Below are 14,964 nucleotides of genomic sequence, written 5' to 3' on the forward strand. Positions count from 1 at the left end.
CCTGCTGCCCCGCCACCCCCGTCACCGGCGTCGTCCTCCCCGGCCTCGTCGGCGGTGTCGCCCTCCTCGCCCGCGTCGGTGAGGCGGGGCAGCAGGACCCGGAACGTGGCGCCCTGTCCCGGAGTGGACCGCAGGTCGACGCGCCCGCCGTGCGCGACCACGAGGGACCGCGCGATGGCGAGGCCGAGTCCGGCGCCGCCGGTGGTGCGGGTGCGGGAGTCGTCCACGCGGTAGAAGCGCTCGAAGACGCGGCGCCCCTCCTCCTCGGTGAGGCCCGGCCCCCGGTCGGCCACCTCCAGCACCGCGTGCCCGCCGACGGTGCCGACGCCGATCCGGACGGGCGAGCCGGGAGGCGTGTGGGTGACGGCGTTGCCGACGAGGTTGGTGACGACCTGGCGGAGCCTGGCCTCGTCGGCGAGGGCGGGGGCGGAACGCGGCGCGCCGCCGCCCGGGCCGGTGAGTTCGACGGGGCGGGAGGCGTCCAGTGCCCGCACGTCGTGCAGGGCGTCGACGGCGAGCGTCCGCAGGTCCATGGGCGCCAGGTCGAGGGCGGTGGGAAGCCCGCCGTCCCGGTCCGCGTCGCCGGAGGCCCGCAGCGTCTGCTCGTCCAGCCGGGCGAGCAGCAGCATGTCCTCCACGAGCCGGGTGAGGCGTTCGGCCTCGCCGGCGATGCGCGCCATGGTGCGGTCGACGTCCTCCCGGTCCGGGAGGGCGCCCATGCGGTAGAGGTCGGCCAGGCCCTTGATACCGGCCAGCGGCGTGCGCAGCTCGTGACTGGCGTCGGCGACGAAGCGGCTCATCCGGGCCTCGGACTCGGCGCGGGCCGCGAAGGCTCTCTCGATCCGCACGAGCATGCCGTTGAGCGCCGTGGTCAGGCGGCCTATCTCGGTGCCCGGGCCCGCCTGGTCGGGGATGCGGGACGACAGATCGCCGCGCGTGATGGCCACGGCGGTCTCCTCGATGCGCGACAGGGGCCGCAGCCCGGAACGCACCGCGAACCAGCCGACCACGGCCAGCGCGCCGAGCAGCGACAGACCGGCGGCCAGGAAGATCCGCCACATCCGGTCCACCGTGCCGTCGACATCGGCCATCGACGCCGACACCACCACGCTTCCCCCGGCGCCGAAACCGTCGCCACCGGTGTCGTCCGCGGCGTCGGTACCGGGGTCGTCACCGCGGTCGGAACCGGGGGCGACGCCGGCGTGCGGGTCCGCGCCCCGGTCGGCGGGGGAACGCCGGGGCACCACGATCACCCGCCAGCGTTCGTCGCCCTGCTCGCTGCCGACGGTGAACGGGCGGCCCCCGCGCGCGGCGACCGCCGCCTCGTCCAGCGGGGGCAGCGCCGGGCCGTCCAGATCCGGTGAGCCGATCCGCCCGTTGCCGGGGTCGACCTCCCGTTCGAGGGTGCCGTCGTCGGTGAGGTAGGTGAGGATCGGGCTGCCGAGGAGGTTCGCGCGCGAGCTGACCACCCCCCGCAGGTCGGCCGGGGCGCCCTCCGACCCGGGCACGTAGGGCGGGAGGGACGCGAACAGCTCGGCCGAGGCGCGCAGTTGATTGTCGAGGCGCTCCTCCAGGTAGGTGCGCAGTGCGCTGCCCGCCAGCACGCTGAACGCCGTGAGTCCCGTGGTGAGCAGGCCGACGGCCAGCACCAGCACCCGCGTCCGCAGCGAGGCCCGCCAGAACGGGCGCGGGCGGTCCCGCCACCGGCCCGCCCTCATGCGCGGGGCCCGCGCAGCACGTACCCGACGCCGCGCACGGTGTGGATCAGCTTCGGCCCGCCGGTGTCGATCTTGCGGCGGAGATAACTGATGTACGTGTCCACGATGTTGGGATCGCCGTCGAAGTCGTAGTCCCACACCTGGTGGAGGATCTGGGCCTTGGTGACCGTCCGCCCCGCGTTGACCATCAGGTAGTGCAGCAGCCGGAACTCGGTGGGCGACAGGCGCAGCGGCGTCCCGCCCCGCGACGCCTCGACGGCCTCCGGGTCGAGCTCCAGGTCCGCCACCCGCAGCCGGGCGGTCGGGTCGCCGCTGGTGCGGCGCAGGACGGCGCGGATGCGGGCGATCAGCTCGCGCAGGTCGAACGGTTTGGTGATGTAGTCGTCACCGCCCAGCAGCAGGCCGTTGATCTTGTCCTGGGTGGCGTCGCGGGCGGTGAGGAAGACGACGGGGACCTGGCCGCCGCGCGGCATGCCGGCCGCCAGCCGCTGCTCGCGCAGCCGCCGGATCACCTCGAAGCCGTCCATGTCGGGCAGCATCACGTCCAGCAGCACCAGGTCCGGCGGGGCCTGGCGGGCGCCCGCCAGGGCCTCCGCGCCGCTGGCCGCCGAGGCGACGGCGAAGCCGACATGGCGCAGCGCCGCGCACAGCAGCTCCCGCACGGTGGGCTCGTCGTCGACGACGAGCAGGTTCACGGCCGTGCCGCGCGGGTGGAGCGTCCCCTCCGCGACGGGGACGTGCTCCCGCCGGTCGCTCCGCTGGAATTGCTCGGTCCTTGCCAATGGGTGCCTCCACAGTGCCGGACGGGCCGCCCGGAGCGGCGCTCCGGGCGGCGGCACGCCCCGGCCGCCCGGGGGTGCTGTCCGCGAGATGACGTACGCGTGGTTCGCTGGGGTCGGGGACGGCGTGGGTCAGTCCGGCTGGGTGACCGTGGCCGCCCACCTGAGGGTGTCCGTGGACGCGTCGACGGCCACGGCGAACGACCCGGCCACCAGGCCCGCGTCGATGACCCGCGCGCCGCTGCCCGGCGTTCCCGCGGGGCACTCGACGGGGAACCCGGCCACCGGCACCCCCTGCGACTCCACCGTGACGAAGACGCCGCCGCCTCCCTCACAGGCGACGGTGACCGTGGTGGGCTTGCGCGCGTCCGCGCCCCCCGACACGAAGCCGCCGTCCCCGGTCCGCTCCGGCACCCAGACCAGCCCGTCGGGCCCCGGGTGGGGCAGCAGAACGTCGTCCGCCGCGGCGGCCCCCGCACCGGCCACCACGAGAACGGCGGCCGTCACCAGCCCCGCCCCGGCCCAGCTCGCGCGCTTCATACGTCTCCCCTTCCGTTTTTCCCTGTCGCAACGTCAGACGAGCGGCACCCCGCGACAATTCCGCCCGGCGGCGGGCCGGATGATCCGGGGAGGCCCCCGCCCCGGCCCCGCGGCGGGGCCGGGGGAGAATGACGCGACCCGGGGACACGACCGACGAGGGGGCACCGTGGCGGGCAGGGTCAAGGGGCCGACCGGCCGGTACGCGGGCAGGTCCGCCGGCGAACGGCAGGCCGAGCGGCGCCGGCGCTTCCTGGAGGCGGCGCTGGAACTGTTCGGGAACAGCCCCGGCTACCGCGCCACGACGGTCGCCGCGCTCAGCGAGGCCGCCGGCCTGTCCACCCGCCAGTTCTACGAGGAGTTCCGCAACCTCGAAGACGTGCTGGCGGCCCTCCACCTCCAGGTCAACGACGAGGCCGAGGAGGCCGCCGCGGCGGCCCTCGCCGGCACGGCCGACCGCCAAGTCGCCGAACGCGCCGCGGCGACGTTCCGCGCCTACGCCGCCCACGTCACCGGCGACCCCCGCCGCATCCGCATCGCCTTCACCGAGATCCTCGGCGTCAGCCCGCGCCTCGACCACCAGCGCCTGGCGCGCCGCGCCCGCTGGGTCGACTTCCTGTGCGCGGAGGCCAACCGGGCCGTCCGGGACGGGGAGGCGGCGCCGCGTGACTACCGCCTGGCGGCGACCGCGTTCGTCGGCAGCGTCAACGGCCTGCTGCACGACTGGAGCGCCGGGTGGGTCGAGGCGACCCTCGACCAGATCATCGACGAACTCGTCCGGATGCTGCTCGGGTCCCTGCGCCCCGCGGACCTCGGACCCGCCGCGGAAGCGGCGGGGCCGGTGCGCCCGGGCCCGCCTGCGGTCGGCTGACGGCCCGTCGGGGGAACGGGCGGGCCGCCGCAGGCGGGCGTGCGCGGGAGCCGGGGTGACGCGCCGTCGCGCCGCCCTCAGCCCACATGTCCGATCAAGGCCCTCCCCCGCACCTCCATGAGTGTGAAGGGAGAACACGGGTTCTGTCCTTGCCCATCAGCGCACGGGAGTTGTCGATCCCTGCACAACGCCGGCCGCACCGGACGCCGGGGCCGGGCCGCTCACGGCTCGCGCGGCGGCAGGGGGCGGGTCGCCGGGCCCTGGAGGACCCGGCCGTCGACGGCGAAGCGCGAGCCGTGGCACGGGCACTCCCACGTCGTCTCGGCGGCGTTGAAGGCGACCAGGCAGCCCAGGTGGGTGCAGCGCGCGGAGACGGCGTGGACGGTGCCCTCCTCGTCGCGGTAGACGGCGCACGGCCGGCCGCCGACGCGGACGACCGCGCCGGTGCCCGGGGCGACGGTGTCGGCGGACCCGGCGCGCGGCGTGCGCAGCCGGTCACCGAGCCAGTGCTTCCCGGTCCTGGCCTGGTGCCCGAGGAAGGCGGGCGCCTCGCGGACCGCGCTCCACAGCCGGGTGGAGTCGTAGAGCTCCGCCCACGGCAGGTCCCCGCCGGTGAGGCGCGCGGCGAGCAGCCGGGCGGCCATGACGCCGCCGCTCATGCCCCAGCCGCCGAAGCCGGTGGCCACGTAGACGTGCCGGGCGCCGGGGTGCAGCCGGCCGACGAGGGGCACGGTGTCGGTGGGGTCGGTGTCCTGGGCGGCCCAGCGGTGGGTGATCACCCCGCCGGGGATGCCGGGGAAACGGCTCCGGGCCCAGTCCGCCAGGCGCTCGAACCGCGCGGGCACGTCGCCGCCCGTGCCGGGGGTGAACTTCTCCCCGGTGACGATCAGCAGGCGCTGCCCGTCGCCGTAGGGGGCGGTCCGCACCGACCGGGTGCCCTCCTCCTCGGTGAGGTACACGCCGTGCGGGTCGGCCTCGGCCGGGATGGGGGCGGCGACGACGAGTTCGCGGTGGACGGCCAGGCGGGCGAAGTGCCCGCCCCGGTCGAAGACGGGGTAGTGGGTGGCGACCACGACGTCCCGGGCGGTGACGGTGGGGCCGTGCTCCGCGGTGAGGCGGCAGGGCTCGCCCTCGGTGAGGCCGGTGATCCGGGTGTCCTCGTGGATGCGGCCACCGCGTGCCACCAGGTCGTCGGCGAGGGCGAGCAGGAAGGCCCTCGGGTGGAACTGGGCCTGGTGCTCCACGCGGACCGCTCCGGCGACGGGGAACGGCAGGCCGGTGCCGGTGGTGAAGGCGGCGGGCAGCCCGGCCTCGCGCGCCGCCTCCGCCTCGGCGCGCAGCGCCCCGGCCTCCGCGGGGTCGGTGACGTAGGTGTAGGCGGGGAGGCGTTCGAGGTCGCAGTCGACGGCCAGCTCGGCGGCGATCCCGGCGACGCGCTCGACGGCGTCCTGCTGGGAGCGCGCGTACAGCCGGGCGCCCTCGGGGCCGCGCGTGCGGAGCAGCCGCCCGTAGATCCGGGTGTGGAGCGCGGACACCTTCGCGGTGGTGTGGCCCGTCACCCCGGCGGCGATCCGCCCGGCCTCCAGGACCACGACGCCCCGGCCGGCCCGGGCCAGCTCCCAGGCCGTGACCAGGCCCGCGATGCCCCCGCCCACGACCGCGACGTCCGCCTCGGTGTCCTCGGTCAGCGGCGGGCGGCGGGCGGGGGCGGGCGCGGTGTCCATCCAGTACGACATGGGGGACCGGGTTCCCCGTCCGGCCGTCCGCTACCGTGTCGCGGCGGCCCGTTCCCGCGCCAGGGCGGTGGCCTCCTTGAGCGGGCCGCGGTGCGCCGGGCCGTGGCCGGGCAGGATCACGTCCGCGGCGAGGGGTTCCAGGACGTCGAGGGACGCCAGGGTGGCGGCCGGGTCGTGGCTGAAGAAGGGCGTGACCAGCTGCGGCCCCGAGACCGGCGAGGTCCGGTGGCCGGTGATGAGGGTGTCCCCGGTGACGAGGGCGCCGGCCTCCGGCAGGTGGTAGCAGGTGTGGCCCGAGGTGTGGCCGGGCGTGGGGACGGGGACCGGGTGGCCGGGCAGGTCGAGCGGCCCGGGGCCCGGGAACGGCCGCGCCTCGGGCACCCGGACGTGCTTCGTGGCACCGGCGCGCGTGATGGCGAGGCTCCAGCCGAGGTAGCCGGGACGCCAGAGCCGTGTGACGACGTCCAGCGTGGTGGCCTGCTCCAGGTACTCGCGCCGCGCGTGCCGCGCCTCCTGCTCCGACGTGTGGACGGGGAACGTGCCGCGCCGCAGCAGGCCGGGCAGCGACCCGACGTGGTCGATGTGGGCGTGCGTGATCAGCACGGCGGCGATCTGCTCGGGCCGGTAGCCGAGGGAGCGCAGCGACTCCACGACGAGGTGCTCGTCGCCGGGGTAGCCCGCGTCGATCAGCGTCACGGCGTCGCCGTCGGTGAGGACGGTCCAGTTGACCTCCGTTCCCCCGACGAGATACGTGCCGTCGGCGACCTGGGTGACCGTGGGAGCGCCCATACGCGCACCGCCTTTCGTTGACACCGAGTCCAACAGCACCGCAGTCCACCAGCAACTCCCGCCCGGTGTCGAGGGGTTGCGCGGAAGCCTGGAGCAGCGGGGCAGAGCGGCGATATTCTCAGGAGACTCTCATGCCGGTCGTAGCGATCTCTCATGACGGACGGGCATCCTCGGCCGGGCCACTGCGGGACGACCACCGAGTACGTGAGGTGACAGGGATGGCCTCTGCCGCCGAGAGGGCGCTGGGCAGGCTGCTGAGCAAACACCGGACCGACAGCCGACGGCGGGCCAGGACGGCCCTGCGGGCGCTGGCACTGGGAACGGCCGCCACCGGCGGCGCGGTCGTGGCCCTCGTCGCGGGGATCCCGCCCTGGGCCGGGGGCGTCCTGCTGGCCGCGGGGCTGCTGGAGCTGTGGCGCGGCGCCGCGCGTGGCTGGGACCACCGGCGCCGGGGGGCGGAGGTGTTCATGATCCGCGAACGGGGCCTGATCCACCGCCGCACCGGGACCGTGACGGCCGTGCCGTGGCAGGACATCGACACCGTCACCCTCACCGGCCGCGGCGAGACGCTGCTCCGGCTTCTCGGCCGCGACGTCGTCTGCCGCGTCCGCCTCCGGAACGGTGCCGTGCTGCGGATCACCGCCTTCACCCACGACGCCGGGACCCTGGCGGAGACCATCGCCGGGCACGCCGGCTCCCGGGACCCGGTCCGCACGCTCCAGCGCACCGCCACTTGACCGGCGCGGGTACGTCGTTCAGGGGGACTCCACGCCCGCCGGAACGTGTCTGCCGCCTCCGGATGGCCCCCTTGCGTTACCCATGAGCGGAATCCGTCCGGCGGCGTCCGCCTCCGGACCGTCCGCTTGATCGTGAGGATGAACGCGATGAGAAACGTCAAGCTCGCCCGCGCCGTGGCCGCCACCGGCACCGCCGCGCTGCTCGTGCTCGGCGCCACCGCCGGCACCGCTTCCGCGATGCAGGGCCAGGGGCAAGGGCAAGGCCAGGGACAGGGCCAGGGGCAAGGCGGTCAGGGCCAGGGGCAGGGACAGGGACAAGGCGGCCAGGGGCAAGGTGGCCAGGGACAGGGCCAGGGGCAAGGCCAAGGCGGCCAGGGGCAGGGCGGCCAGGAGCAGGGCCAGGGCCAGGGGCAAGGCCAGGGCGGCCAGGGCCAGCAGCAGGGCCAGGGACAGGGACAGGGACAGCAGCAGGGCCAGGGGCAGGGGCAGGGCGGCGGCGAGAAGTCCTGCGAGACGCTCGTCAACGCCGCGACCCAGTACTTCGGCGTCGGGGCCGGAGACGCCCAGATCAGCTCCGGAGGCGCCTTCTTCCTGCTGTACTCCCTCTGCGAGCACTGACGCTCTCCGCCACGGCCGCCCGGCACACGAACCACCGTGCCGGGCGGCCCTGTTGTTGCCGCCCGGCACGGGCCCCGGCGAGGGCGTCCCCCCGCTCAGGGACGGCCCCGGCTCTCGTGCGGTCGGCACGGCGCCCCTGTGACGGAGCCGAGCGGGACACGGTGGTGGCCCGGATCAGTCACCCGTCGTCTGCGGGGCATCGCCGTCGGGTTCCGGCCCTGGCTCCGGTTGCGGGCCGCTCCCGGCGGGGCGCTTGTCGATGACGATGCGCGGCACGGGCTGTCCGGCCGAGTCGGCGGGCTCCAGGTCGCGCAGCGCGACGCCGACGCGTTTGTACAGCTGAGCGGCCAGCGCCCGGGTACCGGGCGACTCCCGGGGGTCGTTGCTGGTGGACCACAGGGCGTCGATGACGGCAATCAGGGTGCGGCCGGAAATCTCGACCTGGACAGTGCCGTCGTCGTCCTCCTCCACGTCGCCGGGCAGGCGGAAGTGCTCGCCCCGAGCGGCCCGTTCCACAAGGAACGCCCAGGTGTCACGGTGGCCCGACAACTCGACGTAGGCGACGTCCGCGGCCAGTTCCAGCAGGGTGCGCGGGTCGGTGGACGGCGTGCCGGTGTCTGCCGGACCGGCCACGGGCGTGGCCGCCTCCGGCACGGGTGCCGGTACGGGGTCCGGGGCGGGGTCCGGGGCGGGTTCACAGTGCGGCCGGAGGCGCTCGGCCCCGGCCCGCGCCGACCTGTCCTCGGCGGCCTCGGCGCGCAGTTTCTGCACCTCGGCCAGCACCTTGTGGGCCTCGGCCCGTTCCTGCGCGAGCAGCGTCTTGACCTCGTCGACGGTTCCGGCGAGCCGCCGGAACTCGTCCTGGAGGCTGCGGTTGTCACCGTGGGAATCCGTCAGGATGCTGGTGACCAGCGTCGTGAGAAGGTCGCCGGTCTGATCGATGCGCCGGTGCGTTTCCCCGACGTCTGCCTGGAGTCGTGCGACCTGCCGCTGAAGCTCCTCGTACTCGTGCCGCCTGGCCAAACTGCCCCCTCGCCCGGTGATGCTGTGTGACGGGGGGATTCCTCCCCGTGCCCGGGGCGGGTGACGCGGCGAGATTCGGCCGATGATCTCAGGCGGTGCCGATCCGGGCGTGCACGTCGCGGAGGGCGGCGTCGAGGGTTCCGGCCGTTCGGTCGTGGCCGCTGAAGCCCTCGTCCTCGCCGGGGTCCACCGTCCAGCCCCAGCCGGTCTCGGGGTGTCCGTCGATGGTGGCGGTGTGGCCCCGGCTGGTGACCGTGATGCACAGGTTCCCGCCGGGAAAGCGGACGATGTCGGCGTGGGCGTCCTCGCCCAGCACGCGGCGCACGGCCTCGTGGACGGTCTGATCGGTGGTCATGTCCCTTCCCTCTTCCCTCTCCTCGGCACCGGCGACGGTCGCGCCGCCGCCCCGACATCGGCAGAACGGCGGGCCGGGAGGAGAGGCTACGCGAGTGAGACGCGAACGAAATCCGCCGCCCGCGCCCCGGCGGAGGGGGTGGGAACCGGTGGTCGTCATCGGGCGTCTTCGCGCCTGCCGGAACGGCGGACATCCGGGGATCGGGGGATGGACATGGTGCTGAGGGCCCGGCGGCGGGTGGCCGTGGTGGTGGTGCTGGTGGGCGGCCTGGCGCTGGCCGGGTGCCGGGACGACGACGCGGCGGACGGGACGGACCCCGCGCCCCCCACGGACACCGCGGGCGAACGGACCTGGCAGGCGGCGGGCGGGGGCGCGGTGCCCGCGTTCCGGCTGTCGCTGCGGGAGGGCACCGAACTGGCCGCCGAGCCCCGCGACGCGGAGGACGGCTGCGCCGCCGCGCCCGCGTGGAGCGCCGAGGGCGACGACGAGCGCTCGTTCTCGGTGTCCTCCCTCCCGGTCTCCTGCGAGATCGACGCGTCGGTGAACGAGTCCCCGCTCAACGGCCGCCACCCGGCCTACCGGACCGCCGAGGACGTCCCGGACCAGGTGGCGGCGGGTGCGGACCGGGTGACCACCGCGCTGGGCGAGGCGCTGGTCTTCTCGCAGACCTACACCGAGTGCACCAACGCCTGCACGGACTTCTCCGAGCCGTTCGCCCTCATCACGCTGGACGAACCGGCCGACCCGGCCCACCCGGCCCTGGTGTTCACCTCGGCCCACGGCGAGGTGTCCGAGGACGAGCTGCGGTCGCTGATCACCGAGCACCTCCGCGCCGGGTGACCCACACGCTCCGCCCCGGGGGGGAACCGGCCCGGCAGGCCGCTGACATGTCCTGCCGGGCCGGCGGCTCGGGCCCCGGCTCAGAAGAGAACGAGGTCGGCGCGGTTGTTCCAGCTACCGCCGTAGGCGTGGGGGAACACGCTCAGATCGGGGTAGGCGGCGTTCGGCGGGATCACGAGCCTCGGGAAGTCGGGGTAGTCGTTGTCGTAGATCTCCGCGTAGTACACGGAGCGGTTGGCGATGCTGCTGACCTGGTCCTCGAAGCCGTAGTTGCTGAGCAGGTCGAGGTACGTGTCCATCTGCAACTGAAGCCGTTCCCCGGTGTAGTTCGTCCCCTTCCACAGGCAGAGGTAGGACGCCGGGCAGTCCGACAGGGCCAGGGTCCCGGCCCCGGACGCGGAGGCGGTCTGGCTCAGCCCCTCGCCGGCCCGGTAGGCGGCCTCGCTGTCGTAGCAGTTGACCTCGCCGCTCTGCCGCTGATGGCAGATCTCGGCGCCTTCCCAGCTCTCCGCCAGGTCGATCGTCTCGCCCTGGTACTCGGCCAGGACACCGGTCTCCGCCGCACCCCCCTGCTCCGCGACGGCGGTCGAGGCACCGCCCGCGGCTATCGCGGCGGCCAGGCCCAGCAGCAGGGCCATCCTTCTGATTGCTCGCATCATGCTCACCCAATCTCTTCCCCGGCGGGCGTCGCGCACCGGAGCGGCGACGCCCTGACCAGGCTCAGTGAGAAACAGACGACAGCGGATGCACGACCCTCCCCCACGCGCGCGTCTCGCCGCGCAGGTGGCGTCCTTGCCCGCCCGACGAGCATGGCGCAGCCACGCCGGGAAGTCCTTGACCGCGAGACCAGAGTCGCTTGACTTTCCGTGTTCGTTCATGTGCGTCGCGCACTGTTTCCCGTGGCGGAGCAGAAGCCGCGCCGGCCAGGCCCCACCGGGGTCGGCCCGCCTCGGACACGTGCTGTTCCGGACGGGGCGGCGCACCGACCGCCCCGTCCGGTACGGCCGACCCGCGGCGCGGTCCGGGAGGCGTCCGGCTCGCCCGCCGCCTGCGTCCGGGGCACCGGGGAGGGTCTCACCGGATGATCGACACGATCCGGCAGGCGGCCTCGGCCAGTCGGCGGTCACCGCCCAGCGTGCCGCGGCGCATCGCGTCCTCGGGTTCGATGGCACGCACGCACAGCCGCCAAGCCGTCTCCGGATCCAGGACCACGGTGGCCGCCGCCTCCCCGGCGGGCCGGGCCAGGGTCCAGCCCGGACCGGCGGCGGGGGCGGTGGCGGTGGCGGTCCACAGGCCGCCGCCGGGCCCGTCCACCACCACGGACACCCGCGTCCCGGCGGGCGCCGGCTCGGCACGGAGGGTGTGCGGCAGGGCCCGCATGAACGTGTCGAGGACCGGGCCGAGCTGGGCGGGATCGGCATCGGTGGGCCGTCCGGCGGCCCACCGGATCTGCTGGCGGTGCGCCCAGTACTCGGTGAAGTCCCGGGCGCAGTCCAGCCACAGCGGCGCCGGATCGGCACCGGCCCACGACACGCCCAGGCTGCGGCCGTCGAGGTCGGCGTTCTGCCACAGACCGGCGACGGCCTGCCCGGTCAGGACCAGCGTCTCCATGAGCGCCGCCGGGCTGACGCGGGCGCAGGCGTCGACCCATTCCTGGTTGACGCGGTGGATGAACGACTCCAGCGTCTCGCCGGGCCCCGGCGCCGGACCGCCCCGGTGACCGTCGCGGTCGCGCGAGATCCGCCCGTAGTCGTCACCCAGCAGGTGCGCCGTCATGTCGCGGACCGTCCACCCGGGGACCGTCTCCCTCTCCCAGTCCGCCGGGGCCAGGTCACGCAACTCCCCGAGGAGCCGGGCGCGCTCGGGCGCGAAGAGCGGACGCGTGTCGAGAGGGGCGCCCAGCCAGGCGAAACCGTCCGTGCGGTGTTGATCATCCGTCATGCCCCGATCGTCACAGGGACGTGCCGGGTGGCACCACCGAGTTCAGCGAGGTCCGGTCCGTCTCCGGCGCCGCGTGGGGGGCGCCCCGGGAACCCTGTCGCCCGTCCTCGCCGCGTCCAGTACGGTCGCGGATGGTCGTTCACCGCTGGGAGTCCATGGGGTTCGCGTGGGCCCTCCCCGGCGGTTCGAGGCCGAGAGCGGGGTTCGCCACGGCATGTCTGGTCGGTGAGCTCGTGCTCGGTCGCGAGGACGACGACTCCGTGGAGATCGGGCCGCGCGAAGGGTTCGGCGGTCCGCAGCCGACGATCGTCCTCGGTCACGCGGATGAGCCGGAGAAGGGGACATCCCGGCCGCACATCGACGTCAACGCCACCGACCGCGATCAGGACGCCGAACTCGGACGCCTTCCGGGGTTCGGGGCGCGCCCGGCCGGCATCGGCCGGACAGGGCGGGAGCGGTGGCACGTCCTCCGGGCCCGCCTCGACGCACGCACTCCGACGCCCATCGGTCACGCCCCGGCACCGGGATCGGCGCGCTGGCGGGAGGTCCCGGAGCGATCCGGCTCCCGGCGGGCGGTGTCCGCGCTGATCCGCCGGTGGCCGCGGGCCGCGGCACGGGCGCGGGTCGTCACCGCCCTGCGAGCCGGCGCGGACACGGCCGGACCGATCTGCTGGGACGTCAGCGTGACTCAGCGATCGCCCGGGCCGTGGCCCGCCGGCGGATACGCGTACGGAACGGGCGCGCCGTGCGGTTCCGGCGGGCCGTACGGTCCGGGCGGGAACGGCGGCACGGCCGCGGCCGGTTCCGGCCTCCGCCGACGCGCCACGGCGACCAGCAACAGCCCGCCGGCCAGGACCCCGAGGCCGGTGCCCGTCAGATAACCGGCGAAGCCGTCGTCGTCCGGGTCGAGGAACTCGTAGGGGTTGTGCTCGGAGGTGACCAGCACGAGCACGTACAGCAGCAGCGGTCCCAGCCACGACAGCGGGTACCACCAGCGGGCGTACGCCTGCCGACGGCCCACGAACAGCCAGTCGCCGAGGACGGCGAGCGGCGTGAGCAGGTGCTCGAAGAGCGACCAGGTCTCGGAGACATCGCCTCCCATCACCGTGAACCAGGTGATCATGACCACGCACAGCGTCATCATCAGCAGCCCGCGCACCCAGGCCGACGGCGGCTCGGGCCGCCGCGTACCGGCCGCCAGGTCCGCCACCGCGAGCAGCGCGTACACGCATCCCGCGACCAGACTCGCGAACTGGCTCAGCGGCAGCAGGGAACCGGCCGACCACGGGTCGCCGGACGCCGACATCGCCGCGTTGAGCCCGGTGAACGCGCAGAGCACGATCAGGGCCCGCCACACGACGGCGAAGCCCACTTCCCCGGCCGTGCGCGGCGGCGGCGGGGACGGCAGGGGCACGGCCAGGGGCGGCTGGGGAGGTATCACGACGCGCTTTCCGGACGGACGGTGCACCGGGCGGGGAGGGATCCGGCCGCCGACCGTAGCACGGGGCCCGGAGCCTCCTCGCGGGCGGCTCAGCGCGGCGGCGGGTCCAGGTAGTGCGCCAGGAGGCCGAGCCCGACGAGCACGGCCAACCCGCCGATGACGCCGCAGAGGCCAACGGTCCAGGTCACGCGTTCCAGCAGGGTCGGTGACATCTTCTCGTAGCCGCGTTCCCGGCTGATCTCCGCCACCAGCTCCGCCACGGCCTGTCGGTCCTCGCCGCTCAGGTCGCCGTCGGAGGCGAGGGACCGCGACAGCCCCGTGACCCGTCCGACCTCCTCGGCGGAGAACGCGCCGCCGGCGTAGGCCCGGCCGCTGTCGTGGACCGGAGGGAGCAGGCCGCAGTACAGCACCTCACCGGTCTCCTCGTCGAGAACGAGGTCGGAGTCCTCGGCATCGGCCGCGACGCATTCCGTGCCGGACGCCGAGAACACGATTTGGTACGGCGACGTCGGTGACGTCACCGCGTAGTGGACCACCAGACTCACGATCCCGGTGAGCAGGGCCAGGGCGGAGAGCAGGCACCCGACGACGGCGAGCGTGCCGGAGCCCGGTCCCGCACCGCCGGACCGGGGGTCCGGCCCTTCCGTCCCGCCCGGCACACATCCCCCTCGGCTGTTCCCCCGGGCGGCCGGGAGGCCGCCCCCACGCATCATCCACCCGGCCGCCCCGGCCCGTCAGCCCGCGCGGCGGGCCCAGGCGGCGAGGGTGACCTGCGGGATGTCGATGAAGCCCGGGTCGGCCAGGTGCGCGCGGAAGGCGTCCAGATCGGCGGGATCGAGACCGGCCGCCAGCAGACCGGGCGCGGCCTGCTCGATGAGCGTGCGCCAGCGGTCCTTCTCCCCGTTGCCCATGCAGGCCGGGTGGCCGGCGAACTCCACCCCGGACAGGCCCGCGCGGGCCAGGAGCGACGGCAGGGAACGTGCCCATGCCAGATCCGTCCCGGCGCGGGAGCAGACCGCGTGGTACGCCGCCATCAGCCGCCGCACCACGGGGAACGGCGAGGTCCCGGCGGGCAGCTGGTACGGGTCGGTGACCATCAGCACGCCGCCGGGCCGCAGCCACCCGGCGGCCCGCTCCACCAGCGCGTCGCGGTCCGCCAGATGGCACAGGACGAAACGGGCGTGGACGAGGTCGAACCGGCCCGGTTCGAACGACGGGTCCGTGATGTCGGCCCGCACCACCTCCAGGTTCGGCGCGCGGCCCGGGTCCAGGTGCGCGGTGTCGATGTCGACCGCCGTCACCCGCCCGCCCGGCCGGTGCCCGGCGAGCCAGTACGCCACCGAGCCGGCGCCCGCGCCCAGTTCGAGGCACGCGGCCTCCGCGGGCAGTTCCAGACCGGCCAGGATCCCGGTGGTGAAGGCGTCCACCCCGCTCTGGATCGCCTCCAGCCTCCGCCGCCCGCCGCCCCCGGCCACGCCCGGCGCGCCCGGCGCTCCGTCCCCGCTCACCCGCGTCTCCCCTCACGCCTCACGACCGGCCGCCGCGCGGCGACCGGATCCGTCCGCGGATCATCATCCCC

General features: G+C 75.1%; 15 protein-coding genes and 2 pseudogenes. 5 read left to right on the top strand and 12 right to left on the bottom strand.

Annotation, left to right across the window (positions count from 1 at the left end; all coding sequences use genetic code 11):
- Nucleotides 1-125 precede the first annotated feature (125 nt).
- The 3 genes and pseudogenes from ACSNOC_RS23860 to ACSNOC_RS23870 form a co-directional block, all read right to left on the bottom strand.
- A pseudogene (locus tag ACSNOC_RS23860) lies at nucleotides 126-1,346 on the bottom strand (sensor histidine kinase); the annotation flags it as partial.
- A gap of 368 nt (nucleotides 1,347-1,714) precedes the next feature.
- Nucleotides 1,715-2,413, bottom strand: a complete 699-nt coding sequence (locus ACSNOC_RS23865) for a response regulator transcription factor (protein ID WP_436749632.1) — start codon at nucleotides 2,411-2,413, stop codon at nucleotides 1,715-1,717.
- A gap of 216 nt (nucleotides 2,414-2,629) precedes the next feature.
- A complete protein-coding gene (locus ACSNOC_RS23870) occupies nucleotides 2,630-3,037 on the bottom strand; it encodes a hypothetical protein (protein WP_436749618.1) in 408 nt (135 codons plus the stop codon).
- A 166-nt stretch (nucleotides 3,038-3,203) separates the two neighbouring features.
- On the opposite strand from ACSNOC_RS23870, the gene ACSNOC_RS23875 reads away from it, so the two are divergent.
- A complete protein-coding gene (locus ACSNOC_RS23875) occupies nucleotides 3,204-3,905 on the top strand; it encodes a TetR/AcrR family transcriptional regulator (protein WP_436749619.1) in 702 nt (233 codons plus the stop codon).
- A 221-nt stretch (nucleotides 3,906-4,126) separates the two neighbouring features.
- On the opposite strand, the gene ACSNOC_RS23880 is transcribed toward ACSNOC_RS23875, so the two are convergent.
- Nucleotides 4,127-5,641 carry an FAD-dependent oxidoreductase gene (locus ACSNOC_RS23880; protein WP_436749620.1) on the bottom strand — a complete coding sequence of 505 codons (1,515 nt, stop codon included), beginning with the start codon at nucleotides 5,639-5,641 and terminating at the stop codon, nucleotides 4,127-4,129.
- A 30-nt stretch (nucleotides 5,642-5,671) separates the two neighbouring features.
- A complete protein-coding gene (locus ACSNOC_RS23885) occupies nucleotides 5,672-6,430 on the bottom strand; it encodes an MBL fold metallo-hydrolase (protein WP_436749621.1) in 759 nt (252 codons plus the stop codon).
- 218 nt (nucleotides 6,431-6,648) lie between these two features.
- On the opposite strand from ACSNOC_RS23885, the gene ACSNOC_RS23890 reads away from it, so the two are divergent.
- Together ACSNOC_RS23890 and ACSNOC_RS23895 are read left to right on the top strand one after the other, a co-directional pair.
- Nucleotides 6,649-7,167 carry a hypothetical protein gene (locus tag ACSNOC_RS23890; RefSeq protein ID WP_436749622.1) on the top strand — a complete coding sequence of 173 codons (519 nt, stop codon included), beginning with the start codon at nucleotides 6,649-6,651 and terminating at the stop codon, nucleotides 7,165-7,167.
- Between the two features lie 147 nt (nucleotides 7,168-7,314).
- Nucleotides 7,315-7,785: a hypothetical protein gene (locus ACSNOC_RS23895; protein ID WP_436749623.1), complete on the top strand. Its 471-nt coding sequence runs from the start codon at nucleotides 7,315-7,317 to the stop codon at nucleotides 7,783-7,785.
- A 174-nt stretch (nucleotides 7,786-7,959) separates the two neighbouring features.
- Here ACSNOC_RS23895 and ACSNOC_RS23900 read toward each other — a convergent pair whose 3' ends face one another.
- Together ACSNOC_RS23900 and ACSNOC_RS23905 are read right to left on the bottom strand one after the other, a co-directional pair.
- Complete coding sequence (locus ACSNOC_RS23900; protein ID WP_436749624.1) at nucleotides 7,960-8,808, bottom strand: hypothetical protein; 849 nt, start codon at nucleotides 8,806-8,808, stop codon at nucleotides 7,960-7,962.
- 88 nt (nucleotides 8,809-8,896) lie between these two features.
- Nucleotides 8,897-9,163 carry a hypothetical protein gene (locus tag ACSNOC_RS23905; RefSeq protein ID WP_436749625.1) on the bottom strand — a complete coding sequence of 89 codons (267 nt, stop codon included), beginning with the start codon at nucleotides 9,161-9,163 and terminating at the stop codon, nucleotides 8,897-8,899.
- A 207-nt stretch (nucleotides 9,164-9,370) separates the two neighbouring features.
- On the opposite strand from ACSNOC_RS23905, the gene ACSNOC_RS23910 reads away from it, so the two are divergent.
- A complete protein-coding gene (locus ACSNOC_RS23910) occupies nucleotides 9,371-10,003 on the top strand; it encodes a hypothetical protein (RefSeq protein WP_436749626.1) in 633 nt (210 codons plus the stop codon).
- A gap of 80 nt (nucleotides 10,004-10,083) precedes the next feature.
- On the opposite strand, the gene ACSNOC_RS23915 is transcribed toward ACSNOC_RS23910, so the two are convergent.
- Both ACSNOC_RS23915 and ACSNOC_RS23920 read right to left on the bottom strand, forming a co-directional pair.
- Nucleotides 10,084-10,662, bottom strand: a complete 579-nt coding sequence (locus tag ACSNOC_RS23915) for a peptidase inhibitor family I36 protein (protein WP_436749627.1) — start codon at nucleotides 10,660-10,662, stop codon at nucleotides 10,084-10,086.
- A gap of 415 nt (nucleotides 10,663-11,077) precedes the next feature.
- The gene (locus tag ACSNOC_RS23920) at nucleotides 11,078-11,944 is read right to left on the bottom strand and encodes a maleylpyruvate isomerase family mycothiol-dependent enzyme (protein ID WP_436749628.1); all 867 of its coding nucleotides are present in this window, start codon (nucleotides 11,942-11,944) and stop codon (nucleotides 11,078-11,080) included.
- Nucleotides 11,945-12,099: 155 nt separating this feature from the next.
- Between ACSNOC_RS23920 and ACSNOC_RS23925 the strand changes: the two are divergent.
- Nucleotides 12,100-12,414, top strand: a pseudogene (locus ACSNOC_RS23925) (hypothetical protein); the annotation flags it as partial.
- 218 nt (nucleotides 12,415-12,632) lie between these two features.
- Here the strand turns inward: ACSNOC_RS23925 and ACSNOC_RS23930 are convergent.
- The 3 genes from ACSNOC_RS23930 to ACSNOC_RS23940 all read right to left on the bottom strand — a co-directional run bounded on the left by ACSNOC_RS23930 (nucleotide 12,633) and on the right by ACSNOC_RS23940 (nucleotide 14,893).
- Nucleotides 12,633-13,385, bottom strand: a complete 753-nt coding sequence (locus ACSNOC_RS23930) for a hypothetical protein (protein ID WP_436749629.1) — start codon at nucleotides 13,383-13,385, stop codon at nucleotides 12,633-12,635.
- Nucleotides 13,386-13,474: 89 nt separating this feature from the next.
- Nucleotides 13,475-14,044 carry a hypothetical protein gene (locus ACSNOC_RS23935; protein ID WP_436749630.1) on the bottom strand — a complete coding sequence of 190 codons (570 nt, stop codon included), beginning with the start codon at nucleotides 14,042-14,044 and terminating at the stop codon, nucleotides 13,475-13,477.
- Nucleotides 14,045-14,119: 75 nt separating this feature from the next.
- A complete protein-coding gene (locus tag ACSNOC_RS23940) occupies nucleotides 14,120-14,893 on the bottom strand; it encodes a class I SAM-dependent methyltransferase (protein WP_436749631.1) in 774 nt (257 codons plus the stop codon).
- Between the last annotated feature and the right edge of the window lie 71 nt (nucleotides 14,894-14,964).

Source organism: Streptomyces sp. URMC 129 (genome assembly GCF_051386415.1).
Lineage (GTDB): Bacteria > Actinomycetota > Actinomycetes > Streptomycetales > Streptomycetaceae > Streptomyces.